The sequence below is a fragment of the Paenibacillus sp. J53TS2 genome, from assembly GCF_018403305.1.
Lineage (GTDB): Bacteria > Bacillota > Bacilli > Paenibacillales > Paenibacillaceae > Fontibacillus > Fontibacillus rhizolycopersici.
Genome location: NZ_BOSK01000002.1, coordinates 171,126 through 188,976 on the forward strand (window position 1 = coordinate 171,126; position 17,851 = coordinate 188,976).

The window sequence follows — 17,851 nt, forward strand, 5'->3', positions numbered from 1 at the left end:
CTAAGATGACCAAGGCTACGTTTGCCTCACGCCACATGTTGTACATGGTTGCCGTATTACTTATCACCGCGCTGGTCGCTGGATGCGGCGGCAATGCTGCACAGAAATCCGGAGTTGAAACGCCCGCCAGCTCCAGCGAAGCAAATGCCTCAGACAACTCGAAGACGGGTTCAACCAAAGAGCTCACGATCGCGGAACCGGTCCACGGCACCGGCTACCTGCCGCTGTATATCGCCATCCGCAAAGGTTTCTTCGACGGGCTGACCGTCAAAACCGTGACCCTTTCGGGCGGAAGCGCCCACACCAATGCCGTACTAACCGATCAGGCTTTCGGCTTTATCGGGGGTCCCGAGCACAACGCCTTCGCCAAGGCAAAAGGAGCGGAGCTTCGCGCTATCGTCAACATCGTGAATCGGGGTAATGTTTATCTGGTTGCCCGTTCCGACCTCGACCCCGGCACGGATATCGCTGCCTTTATGAAGGGCAAGACGGTCGCGGTATCCCAGTACGGCGGTACGCCGAACTCGATCATCCGTTATTTGGCCGGCGAGTGGGGATTACAGCTCGACAAGGACCTGAAGCTGAAAGAAGTCGATACCGGAGCGATCCCCGCGGTCCTGCAGCAAAATCAAGGAGATATCGCCGTCGTGACCGAACCGATGCTGACGCAAGGCATCGAGGAAGGCATTTGGGGAGAGCCGTTCTACAATGTCCCCCAGGAGCTTGGACCCTACGCTTATTCGACGATCAATATTAAGCTCGACAACATTACTGAGGACCCCGACACCGTTCGCAAATTCGTAGAAGGCATCCATAAGGGCCTGGAGTTTATTCGCGACAACAAAGAAGAGAGCATGGAGATCGCCAAGTTGGAATTCCCAACCATGGCCCAAGAACTGCTCAAAGCAACCATCGACCGTTCTTACGAAGACGCCATGTGGGAGTTTTCAGGTCAGATCAGCGAGGAAGCCGTAAACACCGGATTAGCCGTCGTTCGTTCCGCCGGACTGCTTAAAGACGAAACCATCGGCTACGATGATATCGTTGATACGCAGTTCGTAAAATAATCCATGATCTTAAGGAGGTAGTATTAAGATGAGAATTTGGGACCGTTTTTTAACCGATCGTGACAAACAGGTATTCGGCAGCGCCGGGTACGACGCCAAGGCCGGATTCGGAGCACGCCCGGCAATTCTGGTCATCGACGTCAGCTACGGCTTTAGCGGCCACCGGAAAGAACCCATCCTTGACTCCGTCAAGCAATGGCGCAACAGCTGCGGCGAATCCGCCTGGGATGCCATCCCCTATATCCAGCAGTTGCTGCATGCCGGCAGGGAGCAACGGGTTCCCATCTTCTACACGACGGGTGTCGATCGACGGCCCGATGGCTTTGACGCCGGCGGCTGGCGCAGAAAAAATACGCGTTCCGGAGAGATCGAAGGGGTATCCGGTTACGGCAGCAACGAGATCGTGCGGGAGATTGGGCCTCAACCGAGCGATATCGTGATCGAGAAGCTGAAGCCTTCGCCTTTCCACGGCACGCCTCTACTCGGCTATTTGACCGATCTAGGCATCGACACCCTGCTGATTTGCGGAACAACGACCGGCGGCTGCGTCCGTGCCGGAGTCATCGACGCCTTCTCCTATAATTTCTACGTCGGAGTCGTAGAAGAATGTACGTTTGATCGCGGCGAAGCCTCCCACGCCATCAACCTCTTCGACATGAATGCGAAATATGCGGACGTCGTCAGCACAGAAGAAGCGGTGAGCTACCTGTATCAAACCGAAAAAGGCTTGCACGACGGCAAGATTGCATTCCCTGCCGTAAGCTCCTGATGTCATAGCATTACCAGCGGCCAAGGAATCGAAGGGAACCGGCAGTCCCGCTCCCCTGGGACTGTCGGTTCCTTTTGTCCGGGCAGCTATTTCGCCAAGGGGGAACCGCTATGCCGGAATCGACATTATCCGTCTCACCCGCCATGCGCCGCAACTTCATCTGGATATCCCTATCTTGCGGGTTGTATTGGTTCGCCTTTTCCTTAACTCGGCCGATCATCGCCCTGTATGCCTCCTCGTTAGGGCTGCAGAGCGCTGCGATCGGCATGGTGCTGGCTGTCTATGCTTTGTTGCCCATGTTGGCCGCGATCCCCGGCGGTTTCATCGCCGACCGATTCGGCCGGACCACCGTTCTGCGCGTCGGTTCCGTCATGATGTTATTGAGCGGTTTATTGTATGGGATCTCTGCCGGTCCTTGGACGCTGGCGATAGCCCAGTTAATCGCAGGCCTGGGTCAAATGGCGGTTTGGCTGGCAGTCCAGGTACTGGTTACCGAAGGACCTGCCCAAGGGAACGAGTCCCGATTCGCTACCTTTTCCTTATATATGGCGATCGGCCAAATGACTGCTCCCATCGTCTCGGGATTCTTAGCCGATCGTTTTAGTTACAAGATGGTGTTTGCCGGATACATCCTGAGCAGCCTGCTGCTGATCTTCACCTCTTGGCGTTGCCGTGAAGATCAAGGCGCTCAACCAAGTCCTGCGGAAGATCCTGCCGAGACGGCAGCATTCGAGGCTGCCTCCGCGTACGTCGCCAACCCGACCACCGGCAACGAGAAAAGATGGTTTGAGCAATGCCTCAAGCTACTAAAAAACCGCAAATTCGCGGTCATTCTGCTGGCAACCTTTATCTCATTGTTTATTGTAGACGTGCGAACAGCCTATCTACCCTTGCATCTGGAGTCGCTAGGGATCTCCAATACCCGCGTCGGACTGCTCGTCTCCATCGGTGCGCTCTCGGCCCTGTTCGTCCGCCCGATCTATCCGCGGCTTATGGCGAAGCTTGGCTTCGGCAAGACCTTATTCCTGACCTTCGCCGTCTCCCTCCTGCTGCTCTTCGCCGCACCGTTCCTGACGAATTTTTATGCGATAGCAGCGTTGGTCTTCGTGACCGGTCTGGCGCTCGGCATTAACCAACCCATGACGCTGTCCATGATTGCCGTCTCCACAGTGCCGGAGGAACGAGGACTCGGAGTCGGGCTGCGCCTGATGTCCAACCGGGCTGCCCAGTTCATGGACCCGCTTTTGTTTGGCTGCTTCACCACTTTCGCCAGCTTGCAAACGTCATTCGTCCTCATAGGACTCCTGCTCCTTGCTTGCTGCGCCTTTGCTCTTCAACTCTATCTATCGGCAGAGAAGGATCGGCCGCTGCGAGGGCCAAATCTAAACAAAAGCCGCGAATTTCAACAACATCGTTGAAATTCGCGGCTTTGTGATGAGACGAAACGGTTGCCCGTCCCAGCATCATTGATGATCTTGGGCTGCAGCGCTTGCAGGCTGGCGTATGGCAGCGATTTGTTCGATTAGCGACTGTTCCAGCTTGGCATTCCAGTCGCGGACCAAGCCCGGCAGCAAGCAAGCATCGACAATAACCCAGATAGTCAGTGCCAATCCAAATAGGATGACCGGTATGAGCAATAGCAGCGAATAGGCCGTTTCGGGTGAATCCACGCTTTCGATCCCGGCTGCAATGGCAAACACAAAATAAAGGACGAACGCCAGGATAAATAAGCATAGCTGCACGACCCCGCTGGCAATCCGCTTCAGATAGAAGCGATGCACACCCAAGTGACCGGCCAGCAGCATCAGGTAGGCCAGGCCCAACGATTTTTCGCGCTTATTCATTTCCGAGTTAAGGAGCAACAGTTCGCTCGTGGTCAGATCGCTTTTGGTCAACATGATTAGATAGGATACTCCGGAGATCTGCCGCGATCATAGAAGATCCGGTCAATGACCCGGTTCTCTACTTCAGCGTTATGCTGTTTCACCCATGTGTGCACCAGAAAAGCGTCCACGATCCACCAGATCCCGGTGACGATCAGCCCAACGACCGTCAATGACAAGATCAGCTGAGTCACAGCCGTTCCAATTTTCCCCATGTAGAAGCGATGGCCCCCAACAACGCCGAGGAAATACCATAGAATGTAAGCTACAATCATGTTTTTCCCCTGGCTCTTCACCTCGGATTCCAGCAACAGCAGTTCCCGGGTATCCAATTGGGACTTGCGGTGCAAGGCGTAATCCATACTCATAAAAAAAACTCCCCCTAGATGTAAGAATGAATCAAACTTGAATTAAGTATACAAACTCGATACTATGAAAACAATGCAAATTTTTCCCAAGTGTATATCTTTCTTTATCAAAGTTATGCCCGACTCGCCTGCATTATTCAACCCATTTCGAATGAGAAAATAGTGCAAATTACCAAAAAACTGCCCCAAGCTTCGCATGCACTTGCGATTCTTGGGGCAGCGGTTCATCGCCGTATGAAGTTGAATTATACGTTAAAGCGGAAATGCATGACATCGCCATCTTGAACGACGTAATCTTTGCCTTCCAGACGCAGTTGGCCGCGTTCGCGCGCTGCGTTCATCGAACCGGCTGCGACAAGGTCATTGTAAGAGACCACTTCGGCGCGGATAAAGCCGCGTTCAAAGTCGGAGTGGATGACGCCAGCCGCTTGGGGCGCCTTCATCCCTTTGCGAATGGTCCAGGCGCGAACTTCCTGCACCCCGGCCGTGAAGTACGTATACAAGCCAAGCAGCCGGTAAGCCGCTTGAATCAAACGGTCTAACCCGGAAGCGCTCAGACCGAGTTCCTCCAGGAACATCGCCTTGTCCTCGCCTTCCAGCTCCGCAATCTCCGCCTCTACCTTGGCGCTGATCGGTACAACTTCAGCCCCTTCGGCTGCCGCAAATTCTTTGACCTGCTGCACAAAAGGATTGCTGTCAGCCTCGGTCACGCCGTCCTCACTGACATTGGCCGCATACAGGACCGGCTTCAGGGTCAGCAGGTGCAGATCGCGGACGATCAGCTTCTCCTCTTCGCTCAGCTCGACGCTGCGTGCCGGCTGATCGTTATAGAGCGCCTCCTTGATCCGTTCCAGGACCTCGACTTCCTGCGCGTATTGCTTATTGCCGCCCTTCATATTTTTCTTGGAGCGTTCGATCCGTTTCTCCACGCTCTCCACGTCAGCCAAGATCAACTCCAGGTTAATCGTTTGGATGTCGCTGATCGGATTGATTTTGCCGTCCACGTGCGTAATATTCTCGTCCTCGAAGCAGCGGACCACATGAACGATGGCATCCACCTCGCGGATGTGCGCCAGGAACTTGTTGCCAAGACCCTCGCCCTTGCTCGCACCGCGCACCAATCCGGCGATATCGACAAATTCAAATGCCGTCGGAACCGTGCGGTTCGGAACGACCAGTTCGGTCAGCTTGTCGAGTCGCTCGTCCGGCACCTCAACCACGCCGACGTTTGGATCGATCGTACAAAACGGATAGTTGGCGGATTCGGCCCCCGCCTGGGTTATCGCGTTAAACAGTGTGGATTTCCCCACGTTCGGCAAACCCACAATGCCTGCTTTTAAAGCCATATCATTGACAACTCCTCATTCATGTAATTGCTCATCTTCCTTCAACCATAGTAACGATACGAAGGAAATATTTCAAGGATAACGATGTCCCGGCGCTCCCGGGTCTCGCTTTAGCCGCGATCCTCCAAGGTTTTGCTCATCTGGATGTCGGTGACGATGTAGCCCATCTTTTGATACAGCTGATAAGCCCGCTGGTTATGTCCAAACACATGAAGACCGATCGTATTCAATCCCAATTCACGCACCTTCTCTTCCAGCGCGGTCATTGTCGCTTGGCCATAGCCCTTGCCCTGGAATTCTTCATAGATCAGGATATCCAGGATAAACGCAACTGGGCCTTTCTCCTGCTCCATCACATTAAACCAAAGATGGCCGACAGAAGTGAGCTGATCGTTCTCCTTAACGTTGAACAGATAAGCGCCTTCCGTCTCCTGATCGTCCGGAAGAAACCGCCGGAACGCCGCTTCGGAAAGCGCCGGAGCATCGTCGGCCTTCCAGGCACCGGCAGCGACCTTCTCTTCCGCAAATTCGCGGACCGAGCGGCTGCGAAATGCCTGGTACTCCGACTTCGACATTGGAACCAATTGCACCATAAATGTACCCCTCTCTTTGCCGATCCATAAAGGACCTTAGTGAGATTTCAATTAACTAAACGGATACCAAAATCCCTGAAACAAGCTGCGTTTCAGCCAGATTCCGGAAACCAGCAGAACAACGCACAACAACGCAATCAGCTTGTCGAACCCCGTCATGACCGTGCCCATATACCAGCTCCTCTGCTGCTTCGTACCGAACCCTCGCAAATCCATGGCATCGGAGACCGATTCGATATGCTGCAACGAGGACTGCAGCAACGGAACGACGGCCTGCGTCAGATTCCGCGCCCGCTGAACCAGCGTACCGTCGCCGCGGGAGATCCCCAGACCGCGCATCTGCAGCGCGTTGAGGATCGTACGGAACTCCTTGGTCAGATCGGGAATGTAGCGAAAGGCGATACTGACAGCATAAGCCAGCTTGTAAGGTACGCCCAGCTTATGTAGGCTGGCGGCAAAACGACTGGGATGCGTCGTGAATATGAACAGCAACGTAATCGGCAGCAGTGTCAGGTATTTAAGTGACAAAGTCAGTACGTAAAACAACGTTTCCGTATTGACGGTATCGTATCCGAGCGGAATCAGCGGCGTATTGCTTCTGGTCAACGTCGTGCCGAAACGAGGCGTGATCAGAAGAATAAAGACGCTGTTGACAAAGGTAAAGACCGTGAGCGCCCAGAACAGCAGCGCCATTTTTCGGAACGGAACCCGGGATAGAAGCAGCATCGAGACTCCGCCTGCCAGCATCACAGCGAATACGCGCAAATCCATGAACAGGAAGGTGACGACCGTCCAGGTCAGCAGCAAAATCAGCTTGACCGCGCCGTCCATCCGATGAAAATAAGAGTCTCCCGCAACGTACAACCCACTCGTTTGACTCATGCTCGTTTCACCTTCTTCTCTGCGGCGATAAAAGCTTCGACGAATCGCGAAGGCGAGACCAGCCCCTGAGCCCGGGCGAATCGCGCCAGACTCGTCTCCCGGAGGTTAGCCCGGGAGGTGATCTCCGTCGGCTAGAATCCGGGCTACCGCATCCTCTGCAATCACCCGTCCTTCCGACATCACCGCCGCCCGATCCGCATACTCCAGCGCCAAATGCATGTCGTGCGTGATAAACAAGAAGGCCATGCCTTCCCCGGAAAGCCGGTTAATGAATTCCATGAATTCGGTATAATGCCGGTAATCCTGTCCTGCCGTCGGCTCATCCAAGATCATCAGCTTCGGCTGCAGCGCCAGGATAGCCGCGATGCTGAGTCGCTTCTTCTGCCCGAAGCTGAGCGCGGAGACCGGCCAGTTCCGATACGGATACAGGCCGCAAATCTGCAGTGCTTCTTCCGTACGCTGCTCTCGTTCGGGTTCAGGTACGCCGCGCGCGACCAAGCCGATGCGAATCTCGTCCCGCACCATATGCTGCGTCAGCATGTGATGGGGATGCTGCATCACATAGCCGATCTCTTCACCGCGGCGGCGGATCGACCAGCCATTGATCACCTCGCCGCGGAGGCAAATCTCGCCCGAACCGGGCTTATGCAAGCCGGTGATCAAACCCGACAGCGTCGATTTGCCGGCCCCGTTACTGCCGAGCAAGGCAACCGTTTCACCTGAACGGACAGTCAGGGTGACGTCCGCTACCGCGTTCATGCCCGGCTCGTAGGCGAAAGAAACGCCCCGGAGCTCAAGTAACGGCTCGCCGAGGCTGCCCCGCGCAGCCGGAAGGACGGAGGTCGACCAAGCCTCCAGCCGATCCCGCAGTTGCGATTCGCTGAGTCTTGGTGGTCCCTGCGGCTCGGAGCCATCCTCGGTCGGCTTGAGGCTCTCCGGATGGGACAAATCGGTAAAACCGGACAGCGGCAGTCCCGCATGACTCAGCGCCTCCAGGTACAGCGGCTGGCGCAAACCATAACGGGGGAGGATGCCCGCGGCCAGCAGTTCGTCCGGCGTACCAATCGCCGCGATTTCCCCCTCGTTCATAACCACGACGCGGTCGATATGCTCCAACAGGACGTCTTCGACCCGATGCTCGATCAAGATCACCGTTTTCCCTTGGTTACGGTGAATTTCGTCAATCAGCCGCATCGCTTTAGCACCGCTGGCCGGGTCCAAATTTGCGAGCGGTTCGTCAAACAGCAAAATATCCGCTTGCGTGGACAATACACCGGCCAGCGCCACCTGCTGCTTTTGCCCGCCGGACAGCTCATGCGGTCCTTGCGCCTCATAGGCTTGCATCCCAACGAGTTCCAGTGCAGAAGAGACGGCCGTCTTCATCACGTCATGCGGGGCTGCTTCATTTTCCAATTGGAAAGCCACGTCCTCACCGACCGTCTGACCGACAAATTGGGCATCCGGATTTTGCAGGATCGTCCCGATCCGGCGGCTGCGTTCGAAGATCGTCATTCCCAAGGCGTCTTGACCGTCCAGCAGCAGCTGCCCGGACATCTCGCCGCCGTACGAAAAGGGAATTAGCCCATTGATACAATGGGCTAATGTCGATTTGCCGGAACCACTTGGGCCGGCGATCCATATTTTCTCCCCGCGTGCGATCTCCAAATGAATATTCTTTAGCGTAGGTTCGCTTTGGTTTTTATAGCGGAAACTGAACTGTCGGAAAGTTATGACTGCTTGCATCTTTTCAGTAAGCTCCTATCTGTCCACGCTTAAGTTCGAGTTGTTACGGTTACGCTTCACGTAAGCCAGCACCGCCGGCAGTCCCAGAATGAGGAACACGGCAAGATTCGCCAGACCCGCAGAGATGACCTGTACCGCAATTTTGTCATTAGGCTCGCCCATCACGAGGATGTCGAAGTACCCGGAAAACGCCAGCGAAACGAAGATCCCCACGATCCCGTACACGACGAACCAGGCAACGTGATTTTTCTTCATCTGTCCTTCCTGAGCGTTGAAATCCTTCGCTAAATAAATCAGTCCCATAAACGCCGCGGTGATCCCCGAGCCCAATGCCCAGCCCCACCAGACAGTGCCGCTTGTAATTAAATCGTTAATGACATGCCCGATAAATCCGGCGATAAAGCCAACGATCGGCCCAAACAGCGCGCCGAAAATTGCCAGCAAGGCAATAGCCGGGCGCAGCTGCGTATCCGGTGCAATCGGGATGCCAATCCAGCTCGTCGCTCCGTACAGTGCAGCCCCAATCCCGATGGTCACCACTGTCCTCGTGTTCCATTTCCACAATGAAGGTTTCATTTCCACATCCCCCTCTGCATCAATACCCAACCTCAGTATGGGCTCTGCCGTCGAATAAGTATGAACCGGCTGCTGTCCTAGCGAACCGGTATTTACCTTCAATATAAGGGCTAATCTATTGAATTGCAACGAAATTCTTACTGGTTTAGTTGGATTTAAACGGAGGCCCTATTCTCTTGTCCAGCCCTTTTGACCATTATCCCTATTAATCAGGTCATGGAAAAGCCCACGGACAAGTCATTGTCCCTATTAATCAGATCAGGAGTCCACCTGGTCCGATCCTATCCGGTTTATCCGGTTATCCGATCTTATCCACTTCCATTAGATTCAATTGGCTCCTATCGACTTTCCCCTGACTCCATCCCATCCGCTTCCTGAATAAAGGGGATAATCGTGCAAAGAGCCGGCCAAGCTCCCCCGAGCGGACCCACACCCTGCTCTATCTGGCCACGGCCGGTCTCCCTGCGCTACTCGCGGCGCACGAGCCGCGGCGTCCCCCGCAGCGCCGGAATGCTGCCGGCGCCAATGCCGAACATGGCGGTGCGGAGCTCCAGCTCAACGCGCTCCAGAAGCGCGTCCAGCCGCTCCTCCGAATGCACCGCCGGTTCGAGCAGCGCCCGGCCGAACCCGGCCAGGTCCGCGCCAAGCGCCAGCGCTTTGGCGGCATCCACACCGGTGTTCAGGCCCCCGCTGCCAATTAGGGCGGCATCCGGCAGCGCCGCCCGCACTTCGCGGATGCATTCGGCGGTGGGGATGCCCCAATCCGCGAATGCTTCCGCTGCCGCGCGGCGCACAGGGTCGCTGCCGCGGAACTTCTCGACCTGGCTCCACGAGGTTCCGCCGGCGCCTGCGACATCGATGAAGGCAACGCCTGCCTCGCGCAGCCGTTTCGCCGTAGCGCCGTCGATGCCCCAGCCGACTTCCTTTACGCCAACCGGGATCGGCAGCTCGCGACAGACCTCCTCGATCCGCTCCAGCAACCCGCCGAAGTTCGTATCCCCTTCCGGCTGGAACACCTCCTGTAAGCTGTTCAGATGCAACACGAGCATGTCCGCTCCGGCGATCTCCACCGCCCGCTTGCAATTCTCCGGCCCATAGCCGTAATTGAGCTGCACTGCGCCTAGGTTGGCGATGATCGGGATGGTCGGCGCAAACCGCCGAATGGCGAACGTAGGCGCAAGCTCGTCCCGTTCCACGGCGGCCCGGACCGAGCCGACGCCCATGGACCAGCCCCGCCGTTCCGCCGCTTCGGCGAGGCGTGTGTTGATCTCGCCGGCCAGTCGGCTCCCGCCGGTCATCGAGCTGATCAGCAGCGGTGTACGCAACGAAGCGCCAAGAAACATTGTTTTCAGGTTGATTTCCGTGAAATCCAGCTCAGGCAGCGCGTTATGGCGAAAGCGAAATTTCTCGAATCCGTTGCGAATCCCCTCTGCGTTCACTTGCTCCTCTAGACAAAGGCGGATATGCTCCGTTTTACGTTCCGATGTTGGTTCCATGCCGAAGACCCTCCTTCTTTACCTCACCCTAAAAATACGCCGGTCGACTATCGCCAACCCTTGCCCGCCCGTGTTACAGCAGCGGAGACAACAGACGGGCCGCGGATTCCGCAAGGCGCACCAGAATTCTCTTATTCATGAAATCATGCTTGTCGATCAGTTTTGCCGACAGCAGGTCACGCTCGAAATTGTTCACGACCTTGGCGACGCTGTCGCTTTGCACCAAGAGCGCATTGACCTCGAAATTCAAATGAAAGCTGCGCATATCCATATTGGCCGTGCCGACCGTAGCCACTTCCCCGTCCACGATCAGCAGTTTGGAATGCAGAAAACCCTTTTCGTATTCGAAAATTTTCACTCCAACCTCCAGCAACGAAGGGAAATAGGAATGAGACGCCAGAAACGGCAGCCATTTATCCGGTTTAGCCGGGAACAGGATGCGCACATCGATCCCCGATAAGCCGGCCACACGCAGCGCGGTCAAGATATCTTCATCCGGGATAAAATACGGCGTCGCCAGCCACACCGACTTTTTCGCCGACGAGATCATCGCGAAGAAGATGTTCTTGAGCGTCCGGCTTTCGTTGTCCGGGCCGCTTGGCACGATTTGTACCGCGCCGCTGCACCCCTGCTCAAGCTCCGGGGACAGGTAGGCTAGATCCATAATTTTCTCCCCGGTGACGTACTGCCAGTCCTGCAGGAAAATGATCTGCAGCGACCGAACCGCCTCCCCTTTGACCAGCATGTGCGTGTCGCGCCAGAAGCCATAGGTTTTGCTGCGGCTCAAATATTCGTCGCCAACGTTAAGTCCGCCGATAAATCCAGTATTACCGTCGATAACGACGATCTTGCGGTGGTTACGGTAATTGACCCGGCTCGACAGGGCCAGAAAACGCATTTGTCCGTAAATGCCCACCTTAACTCCGGCCTCCCGCAGCTCCGCGATAAATGATTTAGGCAAGCCGATACTGCCGACGGCGTCAAACATAAAACGCACCTCGACACCGGCTCGTGCCTTCTCCATCAACGTCTTCTGGATTTCCCGCCCGATGTCGTCGGCACGATATATGTAATATTCCATGTGGATATGATGCTCGGCTTTCTTGAGCTCGCGCAGCAGATTGGTGAACGTCTCTTCCCCGTTTGTCAGCACCTGCGTGCGGGTCGCCATCGAATAAGGCGTGCGAGCCAAACGCTGAGATAGATGCAATAAACGCTGCTGGCCGGGGCTGAACTGCGATAAGTCGCGGGGCAACGGGTGACCGCTGCGGTCGATCCGCTCGTAGCTGAGGCGGTCCTGTTCCGCTTTTTTATCGAATTTGCGCCGTTTGAAATAGTTTTGTCCCAGCAAAAAATAGAGCAAGAGCCCAACAACCGGCAGCAGAGCAAGCACGATAATCCAAGCCACGGTGCTGGACGGATTGCGGTTCTCCATAAATATGGCGAGACCAATCGTGATGACGGTCAAGGTTTGAAAAATACTAACGAGCGTACCGCCGAATTTACCGAAGACGCCAAATCCGAAATAATAGAAAGCAAATAAAATCGCGGCGATGAAAATGATTTGAAGTCCCCGTCTCATCGTTGTACTCCTTCTTTTTCTAATGATGCTTGATTATATTCTACATGAACGTTCGAATTCTTCCTACTGGTGAAAGGGAAAAATCTACTCGTGCGCCGATTTGTATCCGCTTGGGCTTTGTACTATAATCAAAATTGACCAATAAGTCAAAACGAGAACCCACGAGTCAGAGAAAGGGGGTTCGGCACTTTTTGTCTCAACCATCCATCGACAAGAAGAAGCTGATATTACGAGCTGCCATGCAGCTGTTTGCGGCCAAGGGCTCGTCCGCCACATCGATGCAGGAGATCGCCGAAGCCTGCGGGATGTCCAAGGGTAGCCTGTACCTTCACTTCAAATCGAAGGAGGAACTGGAGCAGAGCTTGTTCGACTACTGCTACCAGCTGCTGCTCGACCATCTGACACAGGTAGAGATGCAGCAAGGGTTGACGCCAAGAGAGAAACTCCGGCGCCAACTGGTCGTGATGCTCGAACTGGTGCTTGAGTTGCGTGAATTCCTGATCATGCAATTCCAGGACTGGCATAAGAACGGCACACCGTACAAGGAGCCGGCGGCAGTCCAAGCCCACAACGCCAAGCTGTTACGGCACGGCAAGAACAAGCTGGAAGCGGTCTACGGGCCGAAGATCGAGCCGTACACGGGCGATCTGTTAACGATCGCTTATGGCATGGTCGGCATTTATGTCCGTTTGCTGTTCGAGCCCCATGTTTCCGCTTCACCGGAACGGATGGCCGAGCACCTCATGGAGTTGCTCGACCTCTCGGCGCAGCATCAGTTGAACAATCGCCCGGTCCCGCTAATCTCCGAAGAGACGCTGCGGCTCATGTCCGAAGGCGCTCCGGGCAGTTTGGATTTGCAGCAGCATCCTTTGGTTACGATCAAGGCAATCCGCGATGCGATTGGCGACGCCATCGCCGACCCGGACAGGCAGCAGGAAGCGCTGGAAGCCCTGCAAATTCTCGAGCATGAAGTCTTGGAGCTTCGCCCGCGCCGCGCCATCATCAAAGGAATGCTGGCCAATTTGGCTGCGATCCCGGAGCTAGCCCCTCGTTCGGCAGAACTGGAGCAGCTGCATCAGGTTTATATCCAGTACTCGTAAATCATTGTTCACCCATAGAAAGAGAGGAGCAGAAACCCGCTTATGAAGAGTATCATTCAATTTTCCTTGCGCAATAAGTTCGCGATCTGGCTGCTCACGGTGATCGTTACCGCCGTGGGTTTGTACAGCGGTCTGACCATGAAGCAGGAAACCATTCCGAACATCGACGTGCCTTACCTTAGTGTAACAGCCGTATATCCTGGGGCCGCACCGGAGGGCGTGGTTGAGGAGATCACCAAGCCGCTGGAGACGCGGCTGCATAATGTCGACGGCGTAAAGACAGTCACCTCCACTTCGATGGAGAACGCCGCCTCGCTGATCATTGAATTCGAATATGGCATGAACCTAGACAATGCCACCGCGGCCGTTCGCGAAGCGCTGAACGATGTGCAGCTTCCCGAAGGCGCGCAGAAGCCGCAAATTACCCGGTTCAGTTTGAGTTCCATGCCGGTCGTTTCCCTCAGTTTATCGGATAAAGAATCCGGCAGTCTCGAGGATTTGACCCGGATTACGGAGAACGACATCAAACCTGCACTTGAGGATCTGGACGGCGTCGCTTCAGTACAAATCGCCGGCCAATTCGTTCGTGAAGTCAGCCTGAAGTTCGACCAGGCCAAGCTGAAAGAGCTGGGCCTGACGGAAGATACCGTGAAGGGGATCGTACAGGGCTCCGCGCTCCGCGTTCCGCTTGGATTGTTCAGCCTGGAGCAATCCCAGAAAGCCGTTGTCGTTGACGGCAACATCACGACCGTAGAAGACTTGGAAAACTTGGCCATTCCGGTCATCCCAAGTTCAGCAGGTACAGCTGGGGCCGCTGGAGGAGCTGCAGCTGGGGCAGGTATGCCTGCAGGCAGCACAGGTGCTGCAGCGGGTGCTGCTGGCGCTTCTACTGGCGCTGCTGCCGGTGCTGACGCTAGCGGAACCATGGGCGCTGTTCCGGCCGGCATCCCGACCGTCAAACTTGGCGATATCGCCGACATCGAAACGATCGGCAAAGCCGAATCGATCTCCCGGACCAATGGGGAGGAATCGATTGGCATTCAGATCGTCAAGTCCAACGATGCCAATACCGTTGACGTTGTCAACCAGGTCAAGGATGCAGCTAAAGTTCTAGGCAAACAATACGAGCATATCAACTTTACGGTCCTGCTCGACCAAGGTCAGCCGATCACCGACTCGGTGAACACGATGTTGTCCAAAGCGCTGTTCGGCGCCTTGTTTGCCGTGTTGATCATCCTGATCTTCCTGCGTAACATCCGTTCCACCATTATTTCTATTATCTCGATTCCATTGTCCCTGCTTATTGCCATTCTGGCCCTGAAGCAGATGGATATTACGCTGAACATGATGACGTTAGGCGCTATGACCGTTGCCATCGGCCGCGTCGTCGACGACTCGATCGTCGTGATCGAGAACATTTACCGCCGTTTGTCCTTGACCGGCGAGAAGCTGAAGGGCAGCAAGCTGGTCATTGAAGCAACGCGGGAGATGTTCGTCCCGATTATGTCTTCGACAATCGTCACGATTGCCGTGTTCCTGCCGCTCGCTTTTGTCAGCGGGATGGTCGGGGAATTGTTCAAGCCGTTTGCCTATACGATGGTCTTCTCGCTGCTGGCCTCGTTGCTGGTTGCTATCACCCTCGTGCCTGCGCTGGCGCATACGCTGTTCCGCAAGGGTCTCGGTAAGTCACACCACCATGACGAGAAGCCAAGAGGCATTGCCCGCGGTTATCGGCGTATTCTGGAATGGTCGCTGTCGCATAAGCTGATTACCTTCGGGCTTGCGGTCGTCTTACTGGTTGGCAGCTTGTTCCTGTATCCGCTGGTTGGCGTCAGCTTCCTGCCTGAGCAAGAGGATAAATATGTAATGGCGACCTACTCCCCAGAACCGGGAACCCAACTGGAAGATGTGGAGAAGGATATGCTGATTGTTGAGAAATACATTTTGGATCAACCTGGCGTCGACAAGATGCAGTATTCCGTTGGCGGCGACAATCCACTGGGAATGGGCTCCTCCAATTCAGCCTTGTTCTACATCGCCTATGATCCGGATACCGATCATTTCAGCGATGTGAAGGAACAGTTGATCGAAGGTCTGCGAACCGAGCTTCCGAAAGGTGAGTGGAGCGATATGTCCGAACTCATGACCGGTGGTTTGGGCGGCGGTTCGCTTAGTGTCAACGTATTTGGAGATGAGCTGGAGCAAATCAAGCCGGTATCGGACCAAATCCTTGCTTTGATCAAAGAAGATACGAAGAACTTCGAAAAAGGCGATACCAGCCTCTCGAAAACCTATGAGCAGTACACCTTGGTTGCGGACCAAGAGAAGCTGAGCTCCCTGGGCTTGACGCCGGGCCAATTGGCCATGAAGCTGAGCCCGGTTCGCGAGCGTCCGGTCCTGACAGAGGTTGCGATCGACGGCAAGAAATACAACGTGTATATCGAAACGGACAGCCAAACTTATAACAGCATCACCGATATTGAGAACGAAACCTTGGCTTCGCCGCTGGGCATTCAAGTCCCAATCAAGGACGTTGCAAAGGTTGAAAAGGGCACTTCCCCGGATTCCATCATGCGGATCGACGGGAAGATGGTCGTTGAAGTCAGTGCAAAAATCACGTCCACCGACGTACAAAAAGCCTCGTCCAGCCTGCAGGAGAAAATCGATAAGCTGGATCTGCCGGACGGCGTCACCGTGAAATTCGGCGGCGTAACCGAACAGATTAACGATACGTTTGGCCAACTGGGCATCGCCATGCTGGCAGCCATCGCCATCGTTTACTTTGTCCTCGTCGTCACGTTCGGCGGCGGTCTGGCTCCGTTTACGATTCTGTTCTCCCTGCCGTTCATTGTCATCGGAGCCATGGTAGGTCTCCTGATCGGCGGAGAGACGCTAAACGTCTCGGCCTTAATGGGCGTGCTCATGTTGATCGGTATCGTCGTCACCAACGCGATCGTGCTGATCGACCGCGTTATCCATAAGGAGCGCGAAGGTTTATCGACCCGAGAAGCATTGCTGGAAGCGGGAACGACGCGGCTTCGTCCGATTCTGATGACCGCCTTGGCAACGATCGGCGCACTGCTGCCGCTGGTCTTCGGCTGGGAGCACAGCGCAGGGATCATCTCGCGCGGGCTCGGCATCACCGTCATCGGCGGCCTGATCAGCTCGACGCTGCTTACGCTGGTCATCGTGCCGATCGTGTACGAATTCTTGATGAAGTTCCGCCGTCGCGATTTGTCGGCCAAAGAAGCGGAGTAATAACAGCAAAAAGACGGCGCAGGGTAGTATATCCTGCGCCGTCTTTTCAAACCGCCCCGATTGTAGCGACGCAACTCTATTCTGGTCAAAACAGCCGATTTGGGCCGCTTAATTGGATAATAAGCTCTGTCCCAAGCGTTAGAATCGCAACACGGGGAGATTGGCTCATATAAGCCCCGTGGTCCGCGTTAGAGATCATACCGGCTATCAAAAAAAGGACCTCAACCCCGCATTGCTGCGGAAGTTGAGGTCCTTTTGCGTTGCCTTATTCCTTCTATCCCATCGCCGGCGACTGGCTTTCCCGCCAAGCGCGAAGCTGCTGAAGATCGTTAACCAGGAATTCATCCATCATTTCGGCCAGTCCGGTAAAGAGCAGGCTATTCGTGGCTTTCAGCACTTCTTTGGCAAACGGCTGTGCCCACTTCAGCAAATGCGTTTCCAGGAAGTGGATTTGTGCGTCCGCCAGCGCCAGGCAGCTTTGCTGCAGATTGGCTTTGCCCAGCATTCCTTCGGCCAGCACCGCCATAAATTCCAGCTCCAGCGCGATATGATCGTCGCGTTCCCCGTTCAATTTATTGAACACAACCGCGTTCTCCATGTACACCTTGCGGACTTCGGCGCTGCAAGCCAAAGCACTTGACCCTTCTAGGCGACTTCGAAACAAGCTCTCGCATGATGGGATCACCGCCTCACGGCCCGTAAACAAGCGCTCGAATTCCCTCGCTTCTTGATGGCAAACGCTGCGAAAATCCTCTTCGGGGATGCTCTCCAGATAGGCCTTGAGCCTCTGTCCGCCCTGGCTAACTGCCGCCTTCGGGTTCTGTTCCACCTTGCGACGCCACTGAGCAATCAAAGACATCCGCGGCGGACGACTCAGAAAGTCCATCAACAACTGATAAACCATCCCCCGAGTTTCAAGCCACTGAACCTGCTCCTGTGTGTAGACCAAAGGTTTGAACAGCATAGCCATCTGAATTCATCTCCCTGTATAGGTTGTTCAAAAGTCAGCTTCCGATCACGAGGTTATTACGAAGAAGTAGAATCGACGTCGAATCTTGAATTCAGCCGGTCCTTCCGTTGCTCACGTAGCCTCCAGCTACGCTCCGCTACTCACTCCCTAGCTTCATCCAACCTTCTCGGTGCTCATAACCTGACTTTTCGAACCTTAATTAAAGCGGTTGTTCAAAA

Annotated in this window: 15 protein-coding genes; 5 read left to right on the plus strand and 10 right to left on the minus strand. The window is 55.0% G+C overall.

Going from position 1 to position 17,851, the window contains the following annotated elements; all coding sequences use genetic code 11:
* Positions 1-5 precede the first annotated feature (5 nt).
* From KJS42_RS05370 to KJS42_RS05380, 3 genes are all read left to right on the plus strand, one after another.
* On the plus strand, positions 6-1,067 hold the full coding sequence (locus KJS42_RS05370) for an ABC transporter substrate-binding protein (RefSeq protein ID WP_244868390.1): 1,062 nt from the start codon (positions 6-8) through the stop codon (positions 1,065-1,067).
* A 28-nt stretch (positions 1,068-1,095) separates the two neighbouring features.
* Positions 1,096-1,836, plus strand: a complete 741-nt coding sequence (locus tag KJS42_RS05375; RefSeq protein WP_155607645.1) for an isochorismatase family protein — start codon at positions 1,096-1,098, stop codon at positions 1,834-1,836.
* Between the two features lie 110 nt (positions 1,837-1,946).
* Positions 1,947-3,254 (plus strand): MFS transporter, encoded by a 1,308-nt coding sequence (locus tag KJS42_RS05380; RefSeq protein WP_213622216.1) that lies wholly within the window; start codon positions 1,947-1,949, stop codon positions 3,252-3,254.
* Positions 3,255-3,299: 45 nt separating this feature from the next.
* Here KJS42_RS05380 and KJS42_RS05385 read toward each other — a convergent pair whose 3' ends face one another.
* The 9 genes from KJS42_RS05385 to cls form a co-directional block, all read right to left on the minus strand.
* Positions 3,300-3,734, minus strand: coding sequence for an NINE protein (locus KJS42_RS05385; protein WP_213622217.1), 435 nt, complete (start codon positions 3,732-3,734; stop codon positions 3,300-3,302).
* Positions 3,735-3,736: 2 nt separating this feature from the next.
* Positions 3,737-4,081 (minus strand): TM2 domain-containing protein, encoded by a 345-nt coding sequence (locus tag KJS42_RS05390; RefSeq protein ID WP_418888796.1) that lies wholly within the window; start codon positions 4,079-4,081, stop codon positions 3,737-3,739.
* 251 nt (positions 4,082-4,332) lie between these two features.
* A complete protein-coding gene (gene ychF / locus KJS42_RS05395; protein ID WP_155607641.1) occupies positions 4,333-5,433 on the minus strand; it encodes a redox-regulated ATPase YchF in 1,101 nt (366 codons plus the stop codon).
* Between the two features lie 110 nt (positions 5,434-5,543).
* Positions 5,544-6,026, minus strand: coding sequence for a GNAT family N-acetyltransferase (locus KJS42_RS05400; protein ID WP_193417101.1), 483 nt, complete (start codon positions 6,024-6,026; stop codon positions 5,544-5,546).
* A gap of 51 nt (positions 6,027-6,077) precedes the next feature.
* A complete protein-coding gene (locus KJS42_RS05405; RefSeq protein WP_213622218.1) occupies positions 6,078-6,908 on the minus strand; it encodes an energy-coupling factor transporter transmembrane component T family protein in 831 nt (276 codons plus the stop codon).
* Between the two features lie 105 nt (positions 6,909-7,013).
* On the minus strand, positions 7,014-8,651 hold the full coding sequence (locus KJS42_RS05410; RefSeq protein WP_244868391.1) for an ABC transporter ATP-binding protein: 1,638 nt from the start codon (positions 8,649-8,651) through the stop codon (positions 7,014-7,016).
* Positions 8,652-8,666: 15 nt separating this feature from the next.
* Positions 8,667-9,227: an ECF-type riboflavin transporter substrate-binding protein gene (locus tag KJS42_RS05415; protein WP_155607637.1), complete on the minus strand. Its 561-nt coding sequence runs from the start codon at positions 9,225-9,227 to the stop codon at positions 8,667-8,669.
* Between the two features lie 467 nt (positions 9,228-9,694).
* On the minus strand, positions 9,695-10,723 hold the full coding sequence (gene fni, locus KJS42_RS05420) for a type 2 isopentenyl-diphosphate Delta-isomerase (RefSeq protein ID WP_213622219.1): 1,029 nt from the start codon (positions 10,721-10,723) through the stop codon (positions 9,695-9,697).
* A 73-nt stretch (positions 10,724-10,796) separates the two neighbouring features.
* Positions 10,797-12,305, minus strand: a complete 1,509-nt coding sequence (gene cls / locus KJS42_RS05425) for a cardiolipin synthase (RefSeq protein ID WP_193417097.1) — start codon at positions 12,303-12,305, stop codon at positions 10,797-10,799.
* A 191-nt stretch (positions 12,306-12,496) separates the two neighbouring features.
* On the opposite strand from cls, the gene KJS42_RS05430 reads away from it, so the two are divergent.
* Entirely contained in the window at positions 12,497-13,405 is a 909-nt protein-coding gene (locus KJS42_RS05430; protein ID WP_155607634.1) for a TetR/AcrR family transcriptional regulator, read from the plus strand.
* Between the two features lie 42 nt (positions 13,406-13,447).
* Positions 13,448-16,663: an efflux RND transporter permease subunit gene (locus KJS42_RS05435; protein ID WP_213622220.1), complete on the plus strand. Its 3,216-nt coding sequence runs from the start codon at positions 13,448-13,450 to the stop codon at positions 16,661-16,663.
* Between the two features lie 274 nt (positions 16,664-16,937).
* On the opposite strand, the gene KJS42_RS05440 is transcribed toward KJS42_RS05435, so the two are convergent.
* On the minus strand, positions 16,938-17,633 hold the full coding sequence (locus KJS42_RS05440; protein ID WP_213622221.1) for a TorD/DmsD family molecular chaperone: 696 nt from the start codon (positions 17,631-17,633) through the stop codon (positions 16,938-16,940).
* Positions 17,634-17,851: the final 218 nt, after the last annotated feature.